The sequence below is a fragment of the Clostridium sp. UBA7791 genome (assembly GCF_002480755.1).
Lineage (GTDB): Bacteria > Bacillota > Clostridia > Clostridiales > Clostridiaceae > Clostridium_J > Clostridium_J sulfidigenes.
The window spans coordinates 595,932-612,243 of record NZ_DLCT01000003.1 but is presented as its reverse complement, the minus strand read 5'-3'; the positions used below and the strand labels follow the sequence as shown (position 1 = coordinate 612,243).

Annotated in this window: 20 protein-coding genes; 1 reads left to right on the top strand and 19 read right to left on the bottom strand. The window is 29.0% G+C overall.

Features of this window, described 5'->3' with window-relative positions; all coding sequences use genetic code 11:
- Window positions 1-7: 7 nt before the first annotated feature.
- The 19 genes from B3Z56_RS04535 to B3Z56_RS04445 all read right to left on the bottom strand — a co-directional run bounded on the left by B3Z56_RS04535 (window position 8) and on the right by B3Z56_RS04445 (window position 14,916).
- Window positions 8-445 carry a GNAT family N-acetyltransferase gene (locus tag B3Z56_RS04535; RefSeq protein WP_346878333.1) on the bottom strand — a complete coding sequence of 146 codons (438 nt, stop codon included), beginning with the start codon at window positions 443-445 and terminating at the stop codon, window positions 8-10.
- A gap of 13 nt (window positions 446-458) precedes the next feature.
- Complete coding sequence (locus B3Z56_RS04530; protein WP_346878332.1) at window positions 459-941, bottom strand: NUDIX hydrolase; 483 nt, start codon at window positions 939-941, stop codon at window positions 459-461.
- Window positions 942-1,001: 60 nt separating this feature from the next.
- Entirely contained in the window at window positions 1,002-2,210 is a 1,209-nt protein-coding gene (locus B3Z56_RS04525; RefSeq protein WP_346878331.1) for a DNA glycosylase AlkZ-like family protein, read from the bottom strand.
- Between the two features lie 100 nt (window positions 2,211-2,310).
- On the bottom strand, window positions 2,311-2,859 hold the full coding sequence (locus B3Z56_RS04520; protein WP_346878330.1) for a 2'-5' RNA ligase family protein: 549 nt from the start codon (window positions 2,857-2,859) through the stop codon (window positions 2,311-2,313).
- Window positions 2,860-3,038: 179 nt separating this feature from the next.
- Window positions 3,039-3,548, bottom strand: a complete 510-nt coding sequence (locus B3Z56_RS04515) for an NUDIX hydrolase (RefSeq protein WP_346878329.1) — start codon at window positions 3,546-3,548, stop codon at window positions 3,039-3,041.
- Window positions 3,549-3,752: 204 nt separating this feature from the next.
- The gene (locus B3Z56_RS04510; RefSeq protein WP_346878328.1) at window positions 3,753-4,109 is read right to left on the bottom strand and encodes a hypothetical protein; all 357 of its coding nucleotides are present in this window, start codon (window positions 4,107-4,109) and stop codon (window positions 3,753-3,755) included.
- A 44-nt stretch (window positions 4,110-4,153) separates the two neighbouring features.
- Entirely contained in the window at window positions 4,154-5,431 is a 1,278-nt protein-coding gene (locus B3Z56_RS04505) for a S8 family serine peptidase (protein ID WP_346878327.1), read from the bottom strand.
- Complete coding sequence (locus tag B3Z56_RS04500) at window positions 5,428-6,006, bottom strand: GNAT family N-acetyltransferase (RefSeq protein WP_346878326.1); 579 nt, start codon at window positions 6,004-6,006, stop codon at window positions 5,428-5,430. The genes B3Z56_RS04505 and B3Z56_RS04500 overlap by 4 nt, the downstream gene beginning before the upstream one ends.
- Before the next feature lie 62 nt (window positions 6,007-6,068).
- The gene (locus B3Z56_RS04495) at window positions 6,069-6,776 is read right to left on the bottom strand and encodes a class I SAM-dependent methyltransferase (protein ID WP_346878325.1); all 708 of its coding nucleotides are present in this window, start codon (window positions 6,774-6,776) and stop codon (window positions 6,069-6,071) included.
- 92 nt (window positions 6,777-6,868) lie between these two features.
- Window positions 6,869-7,492: an HAD family hydrolase gene (locus B3Z56_RS04490; protein ID WP_346878324.1), complete on the bottom strand. Its 624-nt coding sequence runs from the start codon at window positions 7,490-7,492 to the stop codon at window positions 6,869-6,871.
- Window positions 7,493-7,531: 39 nt separating this feature from the next.
- On the bottom strand, window positions 7,532-7,972 hold the full coding sequence (locus B3Z56_RS04485; protein WP_346878323.1) for a GNAT family N-acetyltransferase: 441 nt from the start codon (window positions 7,970-7,972) through the stop codon (window positions 7,532-7,534).
- A 158-nt stretch (window positions 7,973-8,130) separates the two neighbouring features.
- Entirely contained in the window at window positions 8,131-8,661 is a 531-nt protein-coding gene (locus B3Z56_RS04480) for a GNAT family N-acetyltransferase (protein WP_346849030.1), read from the bottom strand.
- 112 nt (window positions 8,662-8,773) lie between these two features.
- Window positions 8,774-9,094 carry a hypothetical protein gene (locus tag B3Z56_RS04475; RefSeq protein WP_346849031.1) on the bottom strand — a complete coding sequence of 107 codons (321 nt, stop codon included), beginning with the start codon at window positions 9,092-9,094 and terminating at the stop codon, window positions 8,774-8,776.
- Between the two features lie 153 nt (window positions 9,095-9,247).
- A complete protein-coding gene (locus B3Z56_RS04470) occupies window positions 9,248-10,075 on the bottom strand; it encodes a GNAT family N-acetyltransferase (RefSeq protein ID WP_346878322.1) in 828 nt (275 codons plus the stop codon).
- Window positions 10,076-10,100: 25 nt separating this feature from the next.
- On the bottom strand, window positions 10,101-10,523 hold the full coding sequence (locus B3Z56_RS04465) for a GNAT family N-acetyltransferase (RefSeq protein ID WP_346849033.1): 423 nt from the start codon (window positions 10,521-10,523) through the stop codon (window positions 10,101-10,103).
- 353 nt (window positions 10,524-10,876) lie between these two features.
- Entirely contained in the window at window positions 10,877-11,773 is an 897-nt protein-coding gene (locus tag B3Z56_RS04460; RefSeq protein ID WP_346878321.1) for an AraC family transcriptional regulator, read from the bottom strand.
- Between the two features lie 153 nt (window positions 11,774-11,926).
- Entirely contained in the window at window positions 11,927-12,394 is a 468-nt protein-coding gene (locus B3Z56_RS04455) for a GNAT family protein (protein WP_346878320.1), read from the bottom strand.
- A 179-nt stretch (window positions 12,395-12,573) separates the two neighbouring features.
- Window positions 12,574-13,806, bottom strand: coding sequence for an alpha/beta hydrolase (locus tag B3Z56_RS04450; RefSeq protein ID WP_346878319.1), 1,233 nt, complete (start codon window positions 13,804-13,806; stop codon window positions 12,574-12,576).
- A gap of 288 nt (window positions 13,807-14,094) precedes the next feature.
- A complete protein-coding gene (locus B3Z56_RS04445) occupies window positions 14,095-14,916 on the bottom strand; it encodes a MerR family transcriptional regulator (RefSeq protein ID WP_346878318.1) in 822 nt (273 codons plus the stop codon).
- A 400-nt stretch (window positions 14,917-15,316) separates the two neighbouring features.
- On the opposite strand from B3Z56_RS04445, the gene B3Z56_RS04440 reads away from it, so the two are divergent.
- Entirely contained in the window at window positions 15,317-16,303 is a 987-nt protein-coding gene (locus B3Z56_RS04440) for a 3-oxoacyl-ACP synthase III family protein (protein WP_346878317.1), read from the top strand.
- The last annotated feature ends 9 nt before the right edge of the window (window positions 16,304-16,312 follow it).

Here is a 16,312-nt window from a genome sequence, read left to right as displayed (position 1 = left end):
TTATAACTTAATAACTCTTTCTAAATCCCATATTCGTTCTAAAACTATTTCTTTGATAAAAGTCGTCTGCTCCATCTGTTGAAAGTAAATCTAATCTTGTATTCGGATATAAATTATGACATATATCAATTAAAGCTTTTCCTATTCCCATTCCTCTATAGCTATTATCAATTATAATTTCAGCTATATAAGTAGTAATTTCTCCATCTGTTAATGCACGAACTAATCCAACTATTATGTCTCCATCTAATACAACAAGTGTAATATTAGAATTTTCCCATGCCTTTAATGCATTTTCTGATCTTTTTAAGAATGTCATCCATCCTTCTTTCTCATATAATACTTGAATAGAAGAAAAATCTGTTTCTTTAAATTGCCTAATATAAATTCCTTTTGGCAATTTTACTTGTCCAATTAATTCCTCTGTTAAAATAAATTTATTCATAAAAGAATTCCCCTTATATCTTTCTACTAACTTGTAAGTCAAATTCTGGCTTTGTAACATATGCTAGATATTGAACATTACCATCAAAATCTAAATATGCTTGAAAACGTTGACGAATTGATGGTGCCGTAATCATATCAAGAACTTTATCCTTCTTTACCCAACGTGATTCTGAATTCTCATCTGAAATACATAAGTCACCATCTACAAATGTACAAATAAAATCCATCATCACCTTTGTAGGTACTGTCTTAACTCCATTATATCCTTCATGTGTGGCTGTATTTGAGGAAATAGCAAAAAGTTTTTTTACTGTAACATTAATCCCACTTTCCTCTTTTATTTCTCTTACAACTGCATCAATAACGTTTTCTCCGACTTCAACTTGACCACCAGGAAAAACCCAGCCCCCATGATGAGTTTTGACTAATAAAATCTCTTCTTTATCATTTTCAACGACTCCTGCTCCTGTAACAATATGTGTTGGCATAATCATATATATCTCTCCTTGGTAAATTACTAGCAATTACTTTACATAATAAAAATTAACTATAGTCTAGCCTTTTATTTTCCTCCATGAACTTTCTTCTAATCCATCTGCTTTTAGATACTTACAGAATCTTTCAAAGCATCCCATCATAGCAGCTATAGACTCTTCTGTTACTTGATAGTTCTCTTCCCACCACCAATTTTTTATTATCAATGGTTCATTTCCTCGATGTATTTCAGGTTCAAATCTTGCTACAAGCTTATCTCCATATAAAACTGGTAATACATAATATCCATACTGCCTCTTTGAAACAGGTTTATATACTTCCCAACTATATTCAAAATCAAAAATATCTTTAACTAACTTTCTGTCCCAAAGAAGATTATCAAGTGGAGCCAGAAAACTTGCTTTTTTATCAATACTAGAATTAAGATTATCTAACATTGATGTATCGTCAGCCCTTATATAAAAAGTTTCATTTAGTCCTTCTACTTTTACAAGTATAAGCTCACCATCCTCTAGTAGTTCCTTTAATATTTTCTTTCTAAGATTTTTATCGGATACAAAATGACCAAGCCATCCTTCACCACTTCTCTCCCAATAAATCCCTATACTTCCTATTCTCCTTTTAAAATACCACTTATAAAAATCATCACCACTATTGAATGGATCTTTCATTTCCAGTATTTCTTTAGGCAATAGATTTTCTATCAAGTCATAAACCTTTTGTGTGTTCTTCTTTTCTTTAACGCCTAAAATTCCACTATTCCACATATAATCCATAGTAGCACTAGAAAGCTTTCCATGCCCCCAAACTCCACTTTCTACTCGTCCAAGATCCAACTTTGAAGGCAAGGTAGCACCATTTTTCCCTATATATTCCTTTGCTACACCAACATAGTTAATTGCTTCAATTGAATTCCTATGATGCAATACTCTCTCAATCTCTTCTTTTCTCCTTAATCTCACCCTCTCAAAATAAGGCCAGTCATTGACAGAATAGATAGCCATCATTTTATCCCAACCATCTATGATCTCTCTTTTATTATAAAGAAGAGTTTCTAGCATCATAGGGTTATAATTTTCAACTCTGGACTGAAGCACCAAATCAGCATTTCTCCCTACCATATTTAAAGGATCATATTGTATGCACCCTACTCTATTTATAAAATTCTTAATACCCTCTTCACCATCAAAAGATTTTGGTGAAGATAAACCCTGATACATAACCAGAAATTTTCTCAATTCGCCCTTTGACATAGTAATTTTTTTCATATTACTTCCTCACTAAAATTTTTATTTATTATATTATTTTCAATTTTAAGACTAGATTTTAAAATAAATTATTCTGAAAAACTTCTTATAATAATTATATTTACATGAAAATATTGAGCTTATGAGGTTTTGTTTCTTTTACAGGCATTACAACTTCAACAAAACCAATTTCTTCATATCTACTGTTTGGAAAAACCTCATAGTTTTCGATTATGTATTTTGTAGCTTCCACTAATGCTGATTCTTTATCTTCACTTCCCAGCATAACAGCACAATGAGGTACCCATTGTCCAGCTGTGTAATATTCCCAACCACTATGATCACAAAATGCAAAGGTTTCGTGTACATTTTTATGTAAAGCAATTAATTCATTACATACAACTGGTGCAAGATATACAGTTCTAGTATTATTAAACACCCCAATACTAGAAAGTAATGTAGGAAATGATTTTGTATCCTCAGCAATTTCTTTTAATAACTTGTCACACTTTTCAATATCAATATCATTAAATATAGCTATGGTAATATGAGGACGAGTCTTCCATTCTAAATACTTTTCACTGATTCCCTCTCTTGCAATTCCTTTAGCCAATTTAAGAATTTTTTCCTCTGTTTCCTTATCAAAATATAATTCTATTGCATATTTCATGCTAATTCTCCTCCAATATAAAGATAATTTATTATGAATGTGGCTATGAATTTCATGTTATTCAAACATCAAAGTCGCTGAAACCCTTGGTATGACAACAACTATTTAAATAGTTAAATAGTTGTATAGTTTCCTATGTAACTATTTTCATATATAAATAGTTACATATTTATTTTATTCTACTTAAAATTTAAAATAATTTCATTAACATAGTCATTCATAACTGTTCTATATTCTTCAGGTCTGTAGTCCATGGATTTTATCAAATTAATCATCTCTTGGGCTGAAATAAATTTAACATCGTCTACCTCTGACTTTTGTAAGGTTAAATCTGAAATATCAATATCTTTACATAATACAAAAATATCAATGAAATGATTGTATTTTTCCCATAAAACTCTTTTAAGAAAATTTATATCATCTATCTTTATACCTAATTCTTCATGTATCTCTCTAATAATAGCTTCTTTACTTGTTTCTCCAGCTATAACGTGCCCCATGTGAATATCCCATCCACCAGGTAAGAACTGTTTTGATTTTGACCTTTTCTGAATTAAGAATTCGCCCTTTGAGTTATGTATATATGCATGTGCTCCTAAATCATATTGTCCTTCTAAAAGCTCTTCATCTTTTGGTGCTATTTTACCACTTCTACTACCATCTCTATTTAAAATATCAAAATACTCCATGTGTTTTCCTCCTATAGAAATATTATTATTTTATCACCTACATAAACACTGCTTAAGCATGTTTTCATTGTAACATTTATTTTAATGCTATGTATATATTTTGTATATAAGTTAATTTATTCTACAAGAAAAAGCAAAGTGGTTACTTCAAAATAGAAGTAGCCACTTTTATAATTTTTAGAACAAATATCAGATATACCTATATTAATAAATCTCCAAGAATGATGTTATCTTTCCATCAGGACGACATTCTTCAAGAAGTCCAAACTCTGGATCATAAAATTTGCCTTTATAATGTACTACCCAATGTGTATACTTTGGCATGTGTACTGTCAAAATTGCTACTTCTGAAATCTTAGGATTCTTTTTAGATAATCTTACATTTTTATCAGCATGTTTAATGTTATAAAAATCAAGAGCTTCAATTAGCTGTCCAATGGATGTTGGCCCATGTGTATGCATATTTTTAATAACTTCATCAACTGACACTCCCGCAAGCATAGCTATGCATGCTTGTCCACATGCACATGGGTTTGGTTGCATTATTAATTTTATACTCATTTTCTTACTCCTCCCTAATGTACAAGTATTTAATATTACTATTCTTATTCAAAACTAGAGATTAATTTTTCAGGATTTATTATTTTTCCCTTATATTTTTCTGTTCCCTTTTCTATTTGTCTGCTATCTCCTGTTGCAAGAGCTTGTTTCCAAAATTCTTCTGGCGTAATATCTGGTTTTACTTGACAAGCTAAAGCATAAAGTCCAGCAAGATAAGGCATACACCAGCTCCATCCACCTTCTCTATAAAATACATAATCCTTCTCTCCTGTAGGGCTAGCTACGGTTTTAGAATCAATAGGAATAAGTAATAATTCTTCTGGTTTGTCCATATTAAATTTCTCTTCATAATACTTATTAAGTTCATCAATATGCTCTATTTTCGATACCCACTCTTTCCATTCTGTAACTTTATAATTAGAAATATCATTTTTATCTGCAAGGGAATCTATATCTAATCCATGGAAATAAAACTTATCCTCATATGTGTCAAACATATTTACTGTTATAACAAATATATTTTCTTCAATTGCTTTTTTTATTGCTTCTATAAATTCGTTATACCCCTTACTTTCAGGTTTGCATCCTGCTGATATAGATAAAACTCGTATCTTATCATCCTTTGGCAAAGATTTATTTACTTCAATAATTCTTTCAATTGCTTTTGCTGTCCAAGAAAAATCTATTTCCATTTCACTATTAACAAAGTTATAGTTTTCACATGCTATAAAATACAAATCTGCTTCTGATGCAACTCCAATATTCTTACCTGCTGCAATGGATGCCACTGCTGGAGCATGCATCTGTGCTTCTTCTGGTTCATAATGAATTTCTTCATACATCTTTACTCTATCATGATATTCCTCATGATTTACTAAAAGAGAATAATCGATAAATGCTATGTTTATCCCCTTACCAGTTATACCTCTTTCATGAAGTTTTTTTATTTGAAGACCTGGATTTTTATGAAACTCTAAAAAACTTTCAGGGTTAAACTCCTCTGGAAGTTTCCCTGGCCATTTTGTTTTACTATCAAACACTGAATTTAAAAGCTTATCTTTCTCCCCAGATAAATCAAGTTTCTCAAGGTCATATCCTCTTAAATCACTACTATTTTTTCCCCACTCATCTTTGAGTTCTTCAATGTTATTTATACTCCCTCTTCCAAAATCAGCCATGTACGGAAATCTTTCAATTTTTACATCTTCTTTAATATTATTATTAGTAGAAGTTGTTTCTTTGCTGTTAACTTTATTATTGCAGGCAGTTATATTTATTACAAATACTGCTACCAACAACACTATTGCTAACTTCTTTTTCATTTAATATCCACCCTTTCATTTTTCTCCACAATATTATCATCTTCTTTAGTTAGTACCGTTGCCTCTGGATTTCTTAATATATAATTTAGCTTATCTTCCCATCTATCATGCATATCATAAAAATGCTCTTCTCTATTTATAAACTCAAATCCAAATTTATCAAATATACTTTTCATTCTCTTATTTGAGCCCATTGTATCAGCATATATGCATTTAAGTTTTAATGTATTAAATACATAGTCTATTGCCAATTTAACTGCTTCAGTTCCATACCCTAATCCCTTATAATTATTATTGGCAAGGGTAATCCCAAGTTCACATCTGCTTTTTTCATAATCAATTCGCTTAAAAGATAATTCTCCAATGATTCTTCCATCCCTTAAAAAAATTCCAACCCTAGGATACCATGATTCCTTTTCTATAATAGAATCATACTTTTTATCAACCTTTTCTTTATCATAAATATAGGTATTTGGATCCATAATTGGATCTGTAACATAGGATTTATAGTGTTCATGATATTTATCTCTAGTATATGTTTTTAAATAAATCTTGTCTCCTTCAATTCTAATCATAGACTCCTCCTTAAAATAAGGTATACCTCCAGCTTTCCTAGCTTTACAGTTCATGAAGATTATTAGTTAACCTTTTTGACCACATAAAATATTTTATATGCTTTATCATCAATTGGAGATAATCTGAAATCTTTATACCTATTCATTATTTCAAAACCTGAAATCAAAAGAAATGCATCCATTTCTTCAACAGTATATGCCCTTTGAATATGTGTTTCACATTGATTATCACCAAAGTCAAAGACAGTTTTACCTATTTTACTTACCTTATCATATTCTAATATTTGTTTGAATTCTATATTATCAAACTTTCTATCAATTATTCCAAAATGCCTTTCTTCATATAAAACTGGAGTATTAATATCAAATATAAAAATTCCGTTATCCTCTAAATGTAAAAAAACATTTTTTAAAGTTTTTTTCATGTCTGAATCTGTTACTAAATAATTTAGTGCATCAAATGCACAAGTTATAAGCTGAAATTTTTTATTCAAAGTGAAATTTACCATATCTGCAACTGCAAATTCTATTCCCGTTGTAGTCTCCTTTGCTACATTAATCATATCCTTTGAAATATCAATTCCACTAACTTCAAAGTTTTCATTATATAGTTTCGATGCTAGTATGCCTGTACCACAACCAACATCTAACACAGAATTAATATTTAGATTGTAAATATTAATTACATTGTAAATTAAATCTACGTATTTAATACTCTCTTTTCCCCAACCTTTTTTATAAAACTTTGCTAATATCTCATAAGGTTTCATTGATTATTCTCCTCCTTTTTACTTCACAATATAATCTACAGATTGTTAATAAATCTATGTATTATAATTTATAAACATATGTTCTTATAGTGTTACACAAACTTTAAAAGTTCGTGAAAGCTATTAATTACATAATCATATTCTTTAACTTCCCCAAAACCATATTGTGCATAAATAAAAGGTATATTAGCAATTCGTGATGCTTTTAAATCTCCCTCAGTATCACCAACATATACTGAACTAATTAAGTTATTTCTTTTTATTATTAGTTTTATATTCTCACCTTTACTTAAACCTGTTCTTCCTACATTCTCATAATCTATAAAATATTTATCTAACTTATGTGATTTAAAAAAGGCTTCTATATATCCACATTGACAGTTACTAACAATAAATAATTTATATTTTTTAGATAATTCCTTTAAAGTTTCCTCTACCCTATCATATAGAATTGCACCATGTTTGCCTAAATGATTACATTCATCCTTACAGCAATGCTTAACTATTTTAAGTCTATTTTCTTCTTCTAAATATGGGAAAAACTTTAATGCAACATCCTCTATTACTAACCCCATAACACCCTTCATATCATCTAGCGTAAGTTTATTTATCACCTCATCATAGTTACCTATAGTTTTATTCCATGAATCTATAACACTAGATGTTGAGTCCCATATAGTTCCATCTAAATCAAAAATAATACTATCTATGTCCATATTTTTACACCTCATTTAACAGAATAAATGTATTTAACTCTATAAATCTAAAGCCATAATTATTTCATCTTCATCTACTTCTCCTGTATGAAGAAAGCCTAACTTTGTATAAAGATTTTTAGCAGCAATATCACCATCACAGTAACATAAAACTATTCTGCTGTATTTTGCATTATTTCTCATCAGTTCTATTGCTTTGAATACCGCTTCTTCTCCATATCCATTTCTCTGATATCTTCTATCAATCATCATTTGATCAAATACAAAGGCTTGTAATTCATCACACTCTCTATACATTAATAATCCTACTATTTCACTATCATTATATATTTCTTTAGCTTGACTTCTTTGAGGTCTAAAAACATAAGCTCTAGCCAAAATACCAACATTAGAGCATACATAATGTTGCTGTTCTTTTTCCACTTCTAGTAAGTTAACATCTCTCCAACTTTTCTCCGTAACTTCTTTTAAAAGTATCATTAAACTCCCTCCCTAGCATTCTCCAGAAACAGTAATCTTAATAAAATTATACCATATTACACCGGATTATCATCCATATATTTGTATATGTAGTAAAATTAGAAAATAAAAAAATATCGTATACTCATTTCTGAATAATCCGATATTTTATAACCTTACTATTTAATATAATACATGTTCAACTCTAAAGTACTTCCACAATTACTTTCTGCTTTATTGAATCCACCTTCTATTCCACCTAGAGCTTTAACTAACTGAATACTATTAGGATTACGACGATCTGCCTCATAAATAAAATAATCTAAATCCATATGTTCACGAAAAAAGTTAGTTAGACCAGTAATAGCTTCATATCCATACCCCTTACGTTGCTCATTCTTTCGTATCCATAAACCCACCTCAGGAGTCTTAGTATCTATCAGATGAATCTCTATACTTCCAATGAATTTATATTCCTTATCTAAAATACAACACACCAAATTTGTTCCCATTTCTTTAAGTTCTGTAAACTCATCAATAAATTTTCTTGTACTATCTAGGCTTTTAAAAGGCTCTGGATACTGGTATTTTGTTATTTCATCATTAAATTCAGTAAAATAATCATATGCAAATTCTTCTGAAATAGGCACAAGAAGTAACCTACTTGTTTCTATATTAAATCCTTTTTCATTAATAATATCCTTTATCATTCTTACCTCCGTTATATCTGAAAAACCAAATATCTTATCTAACTCATTTATCTACACTAGAGTTTTATCAACCATTATTTTTTGTTTCTTAACTATTTAGTTGAATTATGTATTATAACTGTTTCAAATCATTAACAGTCATTCCCTTTAATCTAGTACCATGGTTTTCACTATCAAAGTGAACATTACTATGTTTAGGATACATAAATTCGATCATTGCGAAGTTTGCAACATCAACTAAAAATTCTGTATTACCAGTTTCTTTATACTTTTTTAATCTTATTTCTAGATTTTCAACTGAATTAATTAAACCCTCACCATAGTTATTTTTTATAGGACCGTATTTATGATAACTGACGAACATTCTATTTTTTCTTAGTTTATCAAATTCTTCACTATATTCTGTCTGTAATACTTGTTCTATATCATTCATAATTTTCTCCTTAACTTTGCTTCACTATCTTAGAAATGCATCATTCATAAAAATATCATGAACTATTTAATATTGTTTATTCTCTTTTTTTATATTTACTTACTAACATCCATACAAATAGTTCAGGCATTAAATTTAATAAGCTAATCATATTTATTCATATGTATGTTCTGAAAAATAAGCAATTTCAATAAAACCATTTCTTTCATATAACTTTTTAGCACCAGTATTTGACTTAGCTACTCGAAGTCTTATGTTTCTAATAGATTCATTCATACTCATATTTCTAATACAATGTGCTAATATATAACTTCCATATCCTTTATTTTGAACTGTAGGTTTAACTACAATATCAGTTATATAGTTTTGGCAGAAAATATATGCACCTACCAACTCATTATTTATCCAGAATGAACGTACTTGGCTATGCTTATCTAAATCAATAAGCTTTTTGTAAAATTGTTCTTCATTTATGGCATTAGTATTTACCTGCCAACCATTATCTTTATATAACTGATAATATGAACTATCAAATAAGTTAATAAATTCTTTTAACATATCACTTTTGAATCCTTTATCAATTAAATTACAACAATTTAAATTAGGTAACTCCTTACCAATGAATTCAAGATGATATCCTTCAACATCTACTTTAAAACCTAATTTTCTTACTTCATTAATTATTTTTAGATTATTACCGTACACGTTAAAGCATATTTCTTTTGAGTCAAATTTTAAAATATATTCTTTAGTCTTATTTTTTATAATATCTAAAATTTGTTCTATATTGTTTCCATTAAGAAAATAAGCATAAAAAATGCAACAATCTTTATTGTCAACAGCTATAAATACTCCTATATTTTCCACTGTTGATACAGAATATATTATATCCACTTGATTGTTTTCAAATGCTTTTTCTACATACTCTTTTGCATGGGGAGATATATTATCTATGAGCATTAATATTTCTTTAGACTCCATTTATACTACTCCTTCCATAACATGCTTATTCTTCTGTATATATGGTTTCCCATGGATATTTAGAGTAAGCCGTTTTATGCCTTTTAAAACCAATTTTTTTATAGAAATCCTCATTTCCAAAAGTAGCGGTAAGATGAATAGGTATATAGTCTTCTCCTTCCAAAAGTGTGTTCATTAAATTCTTTCCTACACCCTTTTTCTGATATTCAGGCAATACCCCCACATCAAATACTGAGCCATAACATATGCCATCTGATATCATTCTACAGGCTCCTATTAATTTTTCATCATCCCATGCTATAACAACTTTATAACTATTTTTAAATGCTGATTGAATTTTGTGGTATTCATTATTTTCCATAAACCGTTTCAATAATCCAACTCTTTTATATAGGTCAAAAAGTTTATCCCACTGAATATTTTCTAATCCTACTTTATATGATATCATCTATACTTGCCCCTTCCTACTTTTCACTATTAAAATAATTATTTTATTTTAAATAAACATCACATTAAACACTAAAACTCATAATACTTTTTCCTATATGTGACCTGTAAAACAAGTAAACTTAATGAAATTATACCATATTAAACCAAATTATTTTCTATATATTTTTATAGTAATTTATATTTTAAATACCATGTTATTCAACTCTCAAATAATATTACTTTAATTATACAATTTACTATATAGTTAAATCATAAAATAAAAACACCGTGTAATCATTATTGAATACTACGGTATTTTAACCAATGAATATTTATTTTTTATAGATATTTTTAATTTTAGAATATATATATCTACTTCTTAGTAATAGGAACCCATATTTCGCAGGCATAATCATCATCATTTGTATCTCCTGGTAGATAAACTTCAAGTTCATAGTCTGCTGCTCTTTCATATCCACAGTTAGGAAGCCATTCTGCTGTTATTTTTGTCCACATGACATCAATTGGGTGCGCCTTGCCATTGAGGCTTCCTCTTGCAGTAAATACTGCCCATTTTCCTGCTGGTATAGTATAACTTTGCAAATCCGTTACAACATTTTCATCAACTTCAGCACCAATAGCCAGTATAGTTTCTCCATTTTCTAAAGTTTTGGTGAAACCCATCTGCCACATGGGGCTGCGATAAAGTTTGTATTCACATGCTATCTTCCTATCAATATCACCATCCAAAAATTCATCCCAAATATCCCATACTTCACCTAAAGCTTCTTTCCAATTATTAGCTTCAGCATTAGCAGACTGCCTCTTTATTTGTTTAACAAGTCCAACCAATTTTATTTCTTTCTTTTCCTCAATACGATACTCCATCTCAACATCTCCTTTTATTGAAATATGAAAAGTGATGGGTGGGTAGGCTTTAAGTTTTACTCCCAAAGTGCGCGCTACCTTAGGAGTTACACCATGCATTCCAACGAAAGCACGAGTAAATGCATCGGGCGAATTATATCCATACTTTATAGCAATATCAATAACTTTTTTATTGCTACTTTGTAAATCTAATCCTGCAAGGGTTAATCTTCTACGACGAATATATTCAGATAGAGATACTCCTACAACATAAGAAAAAACACGTCCAAATTGATGCATTGAGCAACAAGAAACTTTTGCTACTTCATCATACATAATATCATCAGTCAAATGATTCTCAATATAATCTATTGTTGCTGTCATTCTATCAACCCATTCCATTTTACCTTCCCCTTTCATATTTAATTGTAACAAAGGAAATATAAGACTACCCTACATTCCTAGTACAAATATGTAGGGTAGTCATCGGATAACGATTTACCCTAATGGACAACGAGTTCTAAGTATCGAAAGTACTGATACTAAGAACTCTATTTATAATTCTTTTGACATGGTTATAAATTCCATTTCTCCCTTAACTGTTTTTCCTATGAATTCATTTATAACTTTAAAATCTAAACTTTTATATAATCTTATAGCTCTTTCATTAAATTTAAGAACTGAAAGCTCTATATTTTTTAAATTGTACCTTTCCTTAGCAAATTCTAAAATAGCTTGTAAAAATTCCTTTCCCATGCCCTTGCTTGTTAAACTTGGTCTCATTTGAATTGAAAAGCTTACTTTATCATTAAGGTAAAAAGCACAATTTCCTACTAATTCATTTTTATCATCATAAATTGCGTACACATTATCATCCATAGGAAAACTTTTTACATAATTTATTTTTCCTTCTGAGAAGTCATTATCAAAAAATGAGTAAATTCCTTCATACTTCCATGTAAGCATATCTTCAACATCATTATTTGTTACTTTCCTAAATTCATATTTTGTAATTTTATTCATCCCCAAATCCCCCTAATTAAAATTTAACATTTTGTAAGTTTCACTGCTTATATGTAATTTAAACTTATATATTACATATTTATACATATTAGAACATACTTTTCAATATATTTATATCTATTACTATTTCAAAGAATACTGCTCTTATTTACCTTCCTAATGTACACATTGCTATATTCTTATAATTTCTCCTTTATTCCTATAAGTGAAATTAATCCATGTGCCAAGGTTTCTCCCCAAGATAAGTAATCATGTCCTCCATTAAACCATCGCAAATCAACTTTATATCCTTTAGATATCAATGTATCTCTTAAATTTATATTAGGATCTATAATTTTATACTTAGTTTCTAAAACCCCCATATCTAGGTAAAATTTAAGAGGAAGCCTGTTTACTTCTTTAAACATTTTGCTCATCCAGCAATCCTCATCAGGTACATAGTCTTCTGAATTATACCAAAAATAACCTGATTGAGAAAGGACATTTCCAAAAACTTCTGAATAGTTTAACCCTAAATAAGCTGCTGTTAATCCTCCTAGACTAAGTCCACAAATTATAGCTTTTTCTGGCATGCTAGAAATATTATAATTTTTTTTAGCCCATGGGATTACCTCCCTTGCAATGCACTTACAAAATGAATCATTACACTTTAGTTCTTTTCCTCTATTTTTTGTTGAATCAATAAATATGGCAACTATAGGTGGTATTTCTTTAGTGGCAATAAGATTATTCAAAGTTTCTATTGCAGAAAGATTAGAGATATAATCATCACCATCAGTTAAAACCATAAATCCATAAGGTTTTTCTTTCTTATCATATCCATAAGGTGTATAAACTCTGATTCTACGCTTATCCTCTAAGTTTTTACTTTCAAACCTATGTTCCTCTATTTTTCCTTCTGGTACATCTTCTATTTTTGTTGACCAAATATCTTCAGGTGACTTAGGCATTAATACATAAGAACCCTTATCTTCTGGATTCTCTTTATCAAAACTCAATGCTTTTTTGCAAAACTTATCATACTTAACTCTACTACCAAATCTTTCATTCCAATCATCATCCAATGGATCATTTGGTGAAAAGTAATATATAAATCTTAAATTATTTCTTACTTCATAAGTAATAAACCATAGATCCGTTTCCATTATTTTTTCCATTTGAAAATCTCTATAGTTATCTTTAAATTTATCTAATCCTATATCAGGTATAAACAAAACATTTTTACACTCTTTAATCCCTTCATATATAAAAGTAACTAAGCTATTCTTATCATCATTTTCTATATGTTCTATTATTGGAGAACCCTTATGTTGTAAATCATGTGTAAATTCTTCTACAGCCTTATGTCCATTCTGTTTAATCCTTTTTTCTAATTCAGTAATAGTTTTACTTTTTATTAAAGATTTTTTCATATAAATCTTTACTCCCTTCATTCACATAGCACTAAAAAAGTGAATCCTCATTTTATAACTCCCATAAAGTCATTAAAAGTAAGTATTAAAACCAAAAGCAGCTCCAAGGAAATTATACCATATTATACAAAATATCTATACTTGGTAATTTATATATAACACTTTAGCATTCAATTATTAAAAAATACCGTATATTCATTTTAAAGAATAATACGGTATTATAATATTCATTTTCTATTTATCTTTATATACATTTGAGTAGTCTATTTTTATTAAAAATTAATCATATTAATCTATAGGAAATTGTAGCTCTGTTACATATTCATTGGGATCATCTGTTACCCATTCACCTTCATGGTATATTTCACGCACTGGTCCACAGATTGAATACTTATTTTCTGAAATCCATTTGTACATTATTTCATAGGTTTCTCCAATTGTAGCAAATGAGCCATTATGAACTATACAAGCCATTTTTTCTATCATGGGCAGTTCAGATACTTTGACAGTATCACCTTCTGGGATTAATTTTGTTATAGGTTCTACAACCTCCATATCCTGTATTGAAGTATTATCTTTATGATAAAGTGTCATACACGGAATTGTACGTTTTCCTTTTACTTTATCTATATATTCATTAACTTGTACCCATAGGCTTTCACAAAATTCATCATAAGTTTGATTACCATCCTTCACAAAACATTTTCGCAATGATGCAACTAAGATTTTTTCTACTTTTTTAATTGAAATTTCATTCATAGTAGGTATGCCTCCATTCTTTATTAAAAATATATTTGTACGAAGACGTTGAAGCCTACTTGTTTCTAGTTCTAGTGCCTTTTCAAGTAAATCTGCTTTCACTTCCAAAACCTCTATAAGCGACTCATTACTAGAATTATTATTAAAGAAATTGCTAATTTCAACAAGTGAAAATCCAGCATCCTTTAAAGCAATTATTTTATTTATGGTTATAAGTTGACTTGCATCATAGTATCTATAACCAGTAAATTTGTCTATATATATAGGTTTTAAAATTCCTACATTGTCATAATGATACAGTGTATTAATTGAAAGTCCACTCATACGCGAAAATTCACCAATCTTAAACATAACTTCACCTCAACAAATAAGCTCTACAAGTGTGCACCTTGCCATCTATTATTATTATAAACCCTTCGGTAACCCAAGAGTCAACTACTATAAAAAAGTTAGAGGTTAATCCAACTTCCTCTCTTTTCATAAATTTATATCGGCTTCTAATAAAGTAAGAATATAAATTATAAAACATATAAAGTAAATCGAATTGTGACGATAATAATAGAGTGATATCAAAAATATAATACTATATTATATTTTAAATTTATTTTATTTGAAATTTTTGTAGAATAATAAACTCAGTAGAATATATTTTTTACTATATTTATAATTTTTACATATATATTGTACCATTTTGTTTATATGTAATATATATATTTAAACATCAAATTCAAATGTGAATGGGGAGGACTTTATGGGAATAAAAATTCAAGAAGTATCAATATATCATCCTAAAAAAAGAATAGAGAATCAACACTTCATTAACAAATATGGACAAGATTTAGAAAAACTTTTAAATCACTTAGGAAGAAAGTCTAGGTATTTAGTTGATAACAATACAGAAAATTCTCTTACTATGAGTGTGGAAGCTACTAAATCCTGTTTGAAAAAAGCTAATGTTAAGGCTTCTGAATTAGACATTATTGTATTTGTTAGTGATTCTGTAGAACATTTAATACCTACTAACGCTCTTTTGATACGAGATACTATAGATGCATGTAACTGCGATTTAACTTATGACATGAACGATAATTGTATAGGAATGATAACAGCTATAGATAGCATTGCGACCTATATGAAATCTAAAAGTAAATATAAAAAATCTTTAATCGTTGGTGCTTCATATGGCTCACTCCTTGCCAAAAGTGATTGTGAGTTAGTAAATTCTACTGTTGGAGATGGTGCTGCCGCAATATTACTTACTAGTGATGAAGAAACTGGTGGGGTTCTTAATTCTGCCTTCCATACTGATTCTAAAAATCATAAATATATGGTTTTCCCTGAATGTGGATTATCCCATATATATGATGAAGAACTGCCTATAGATAGTAAAAAATATGCTTGGGTAAATCATGATGTGTCTTACTTTAGTGATGAATGGGTAAAACTTATCAATAAACTCTTAAAAGAAGGAAATGAATCTATAACAGATGTAAAACACTTCTTATTTTCACAGTTTTCCCATGCTGATATAAAAGAAACATTAAATAAATTAAATTTAGAGGTTAGTAGTGACACTTATACCTTTGTTGCAGATGAATATGGTTATACTGGATGTACAAGCCCGTTTTTTGCGCTTAATAGAGCTATAGAAACTAAAAAGATAAATAAGGGAGATCTCGTTATTTTTTGTTCAGTTGGTTCTGGATACACAATGGGAGCTTTTTTATATAAATTTTAAAGGAGGAAT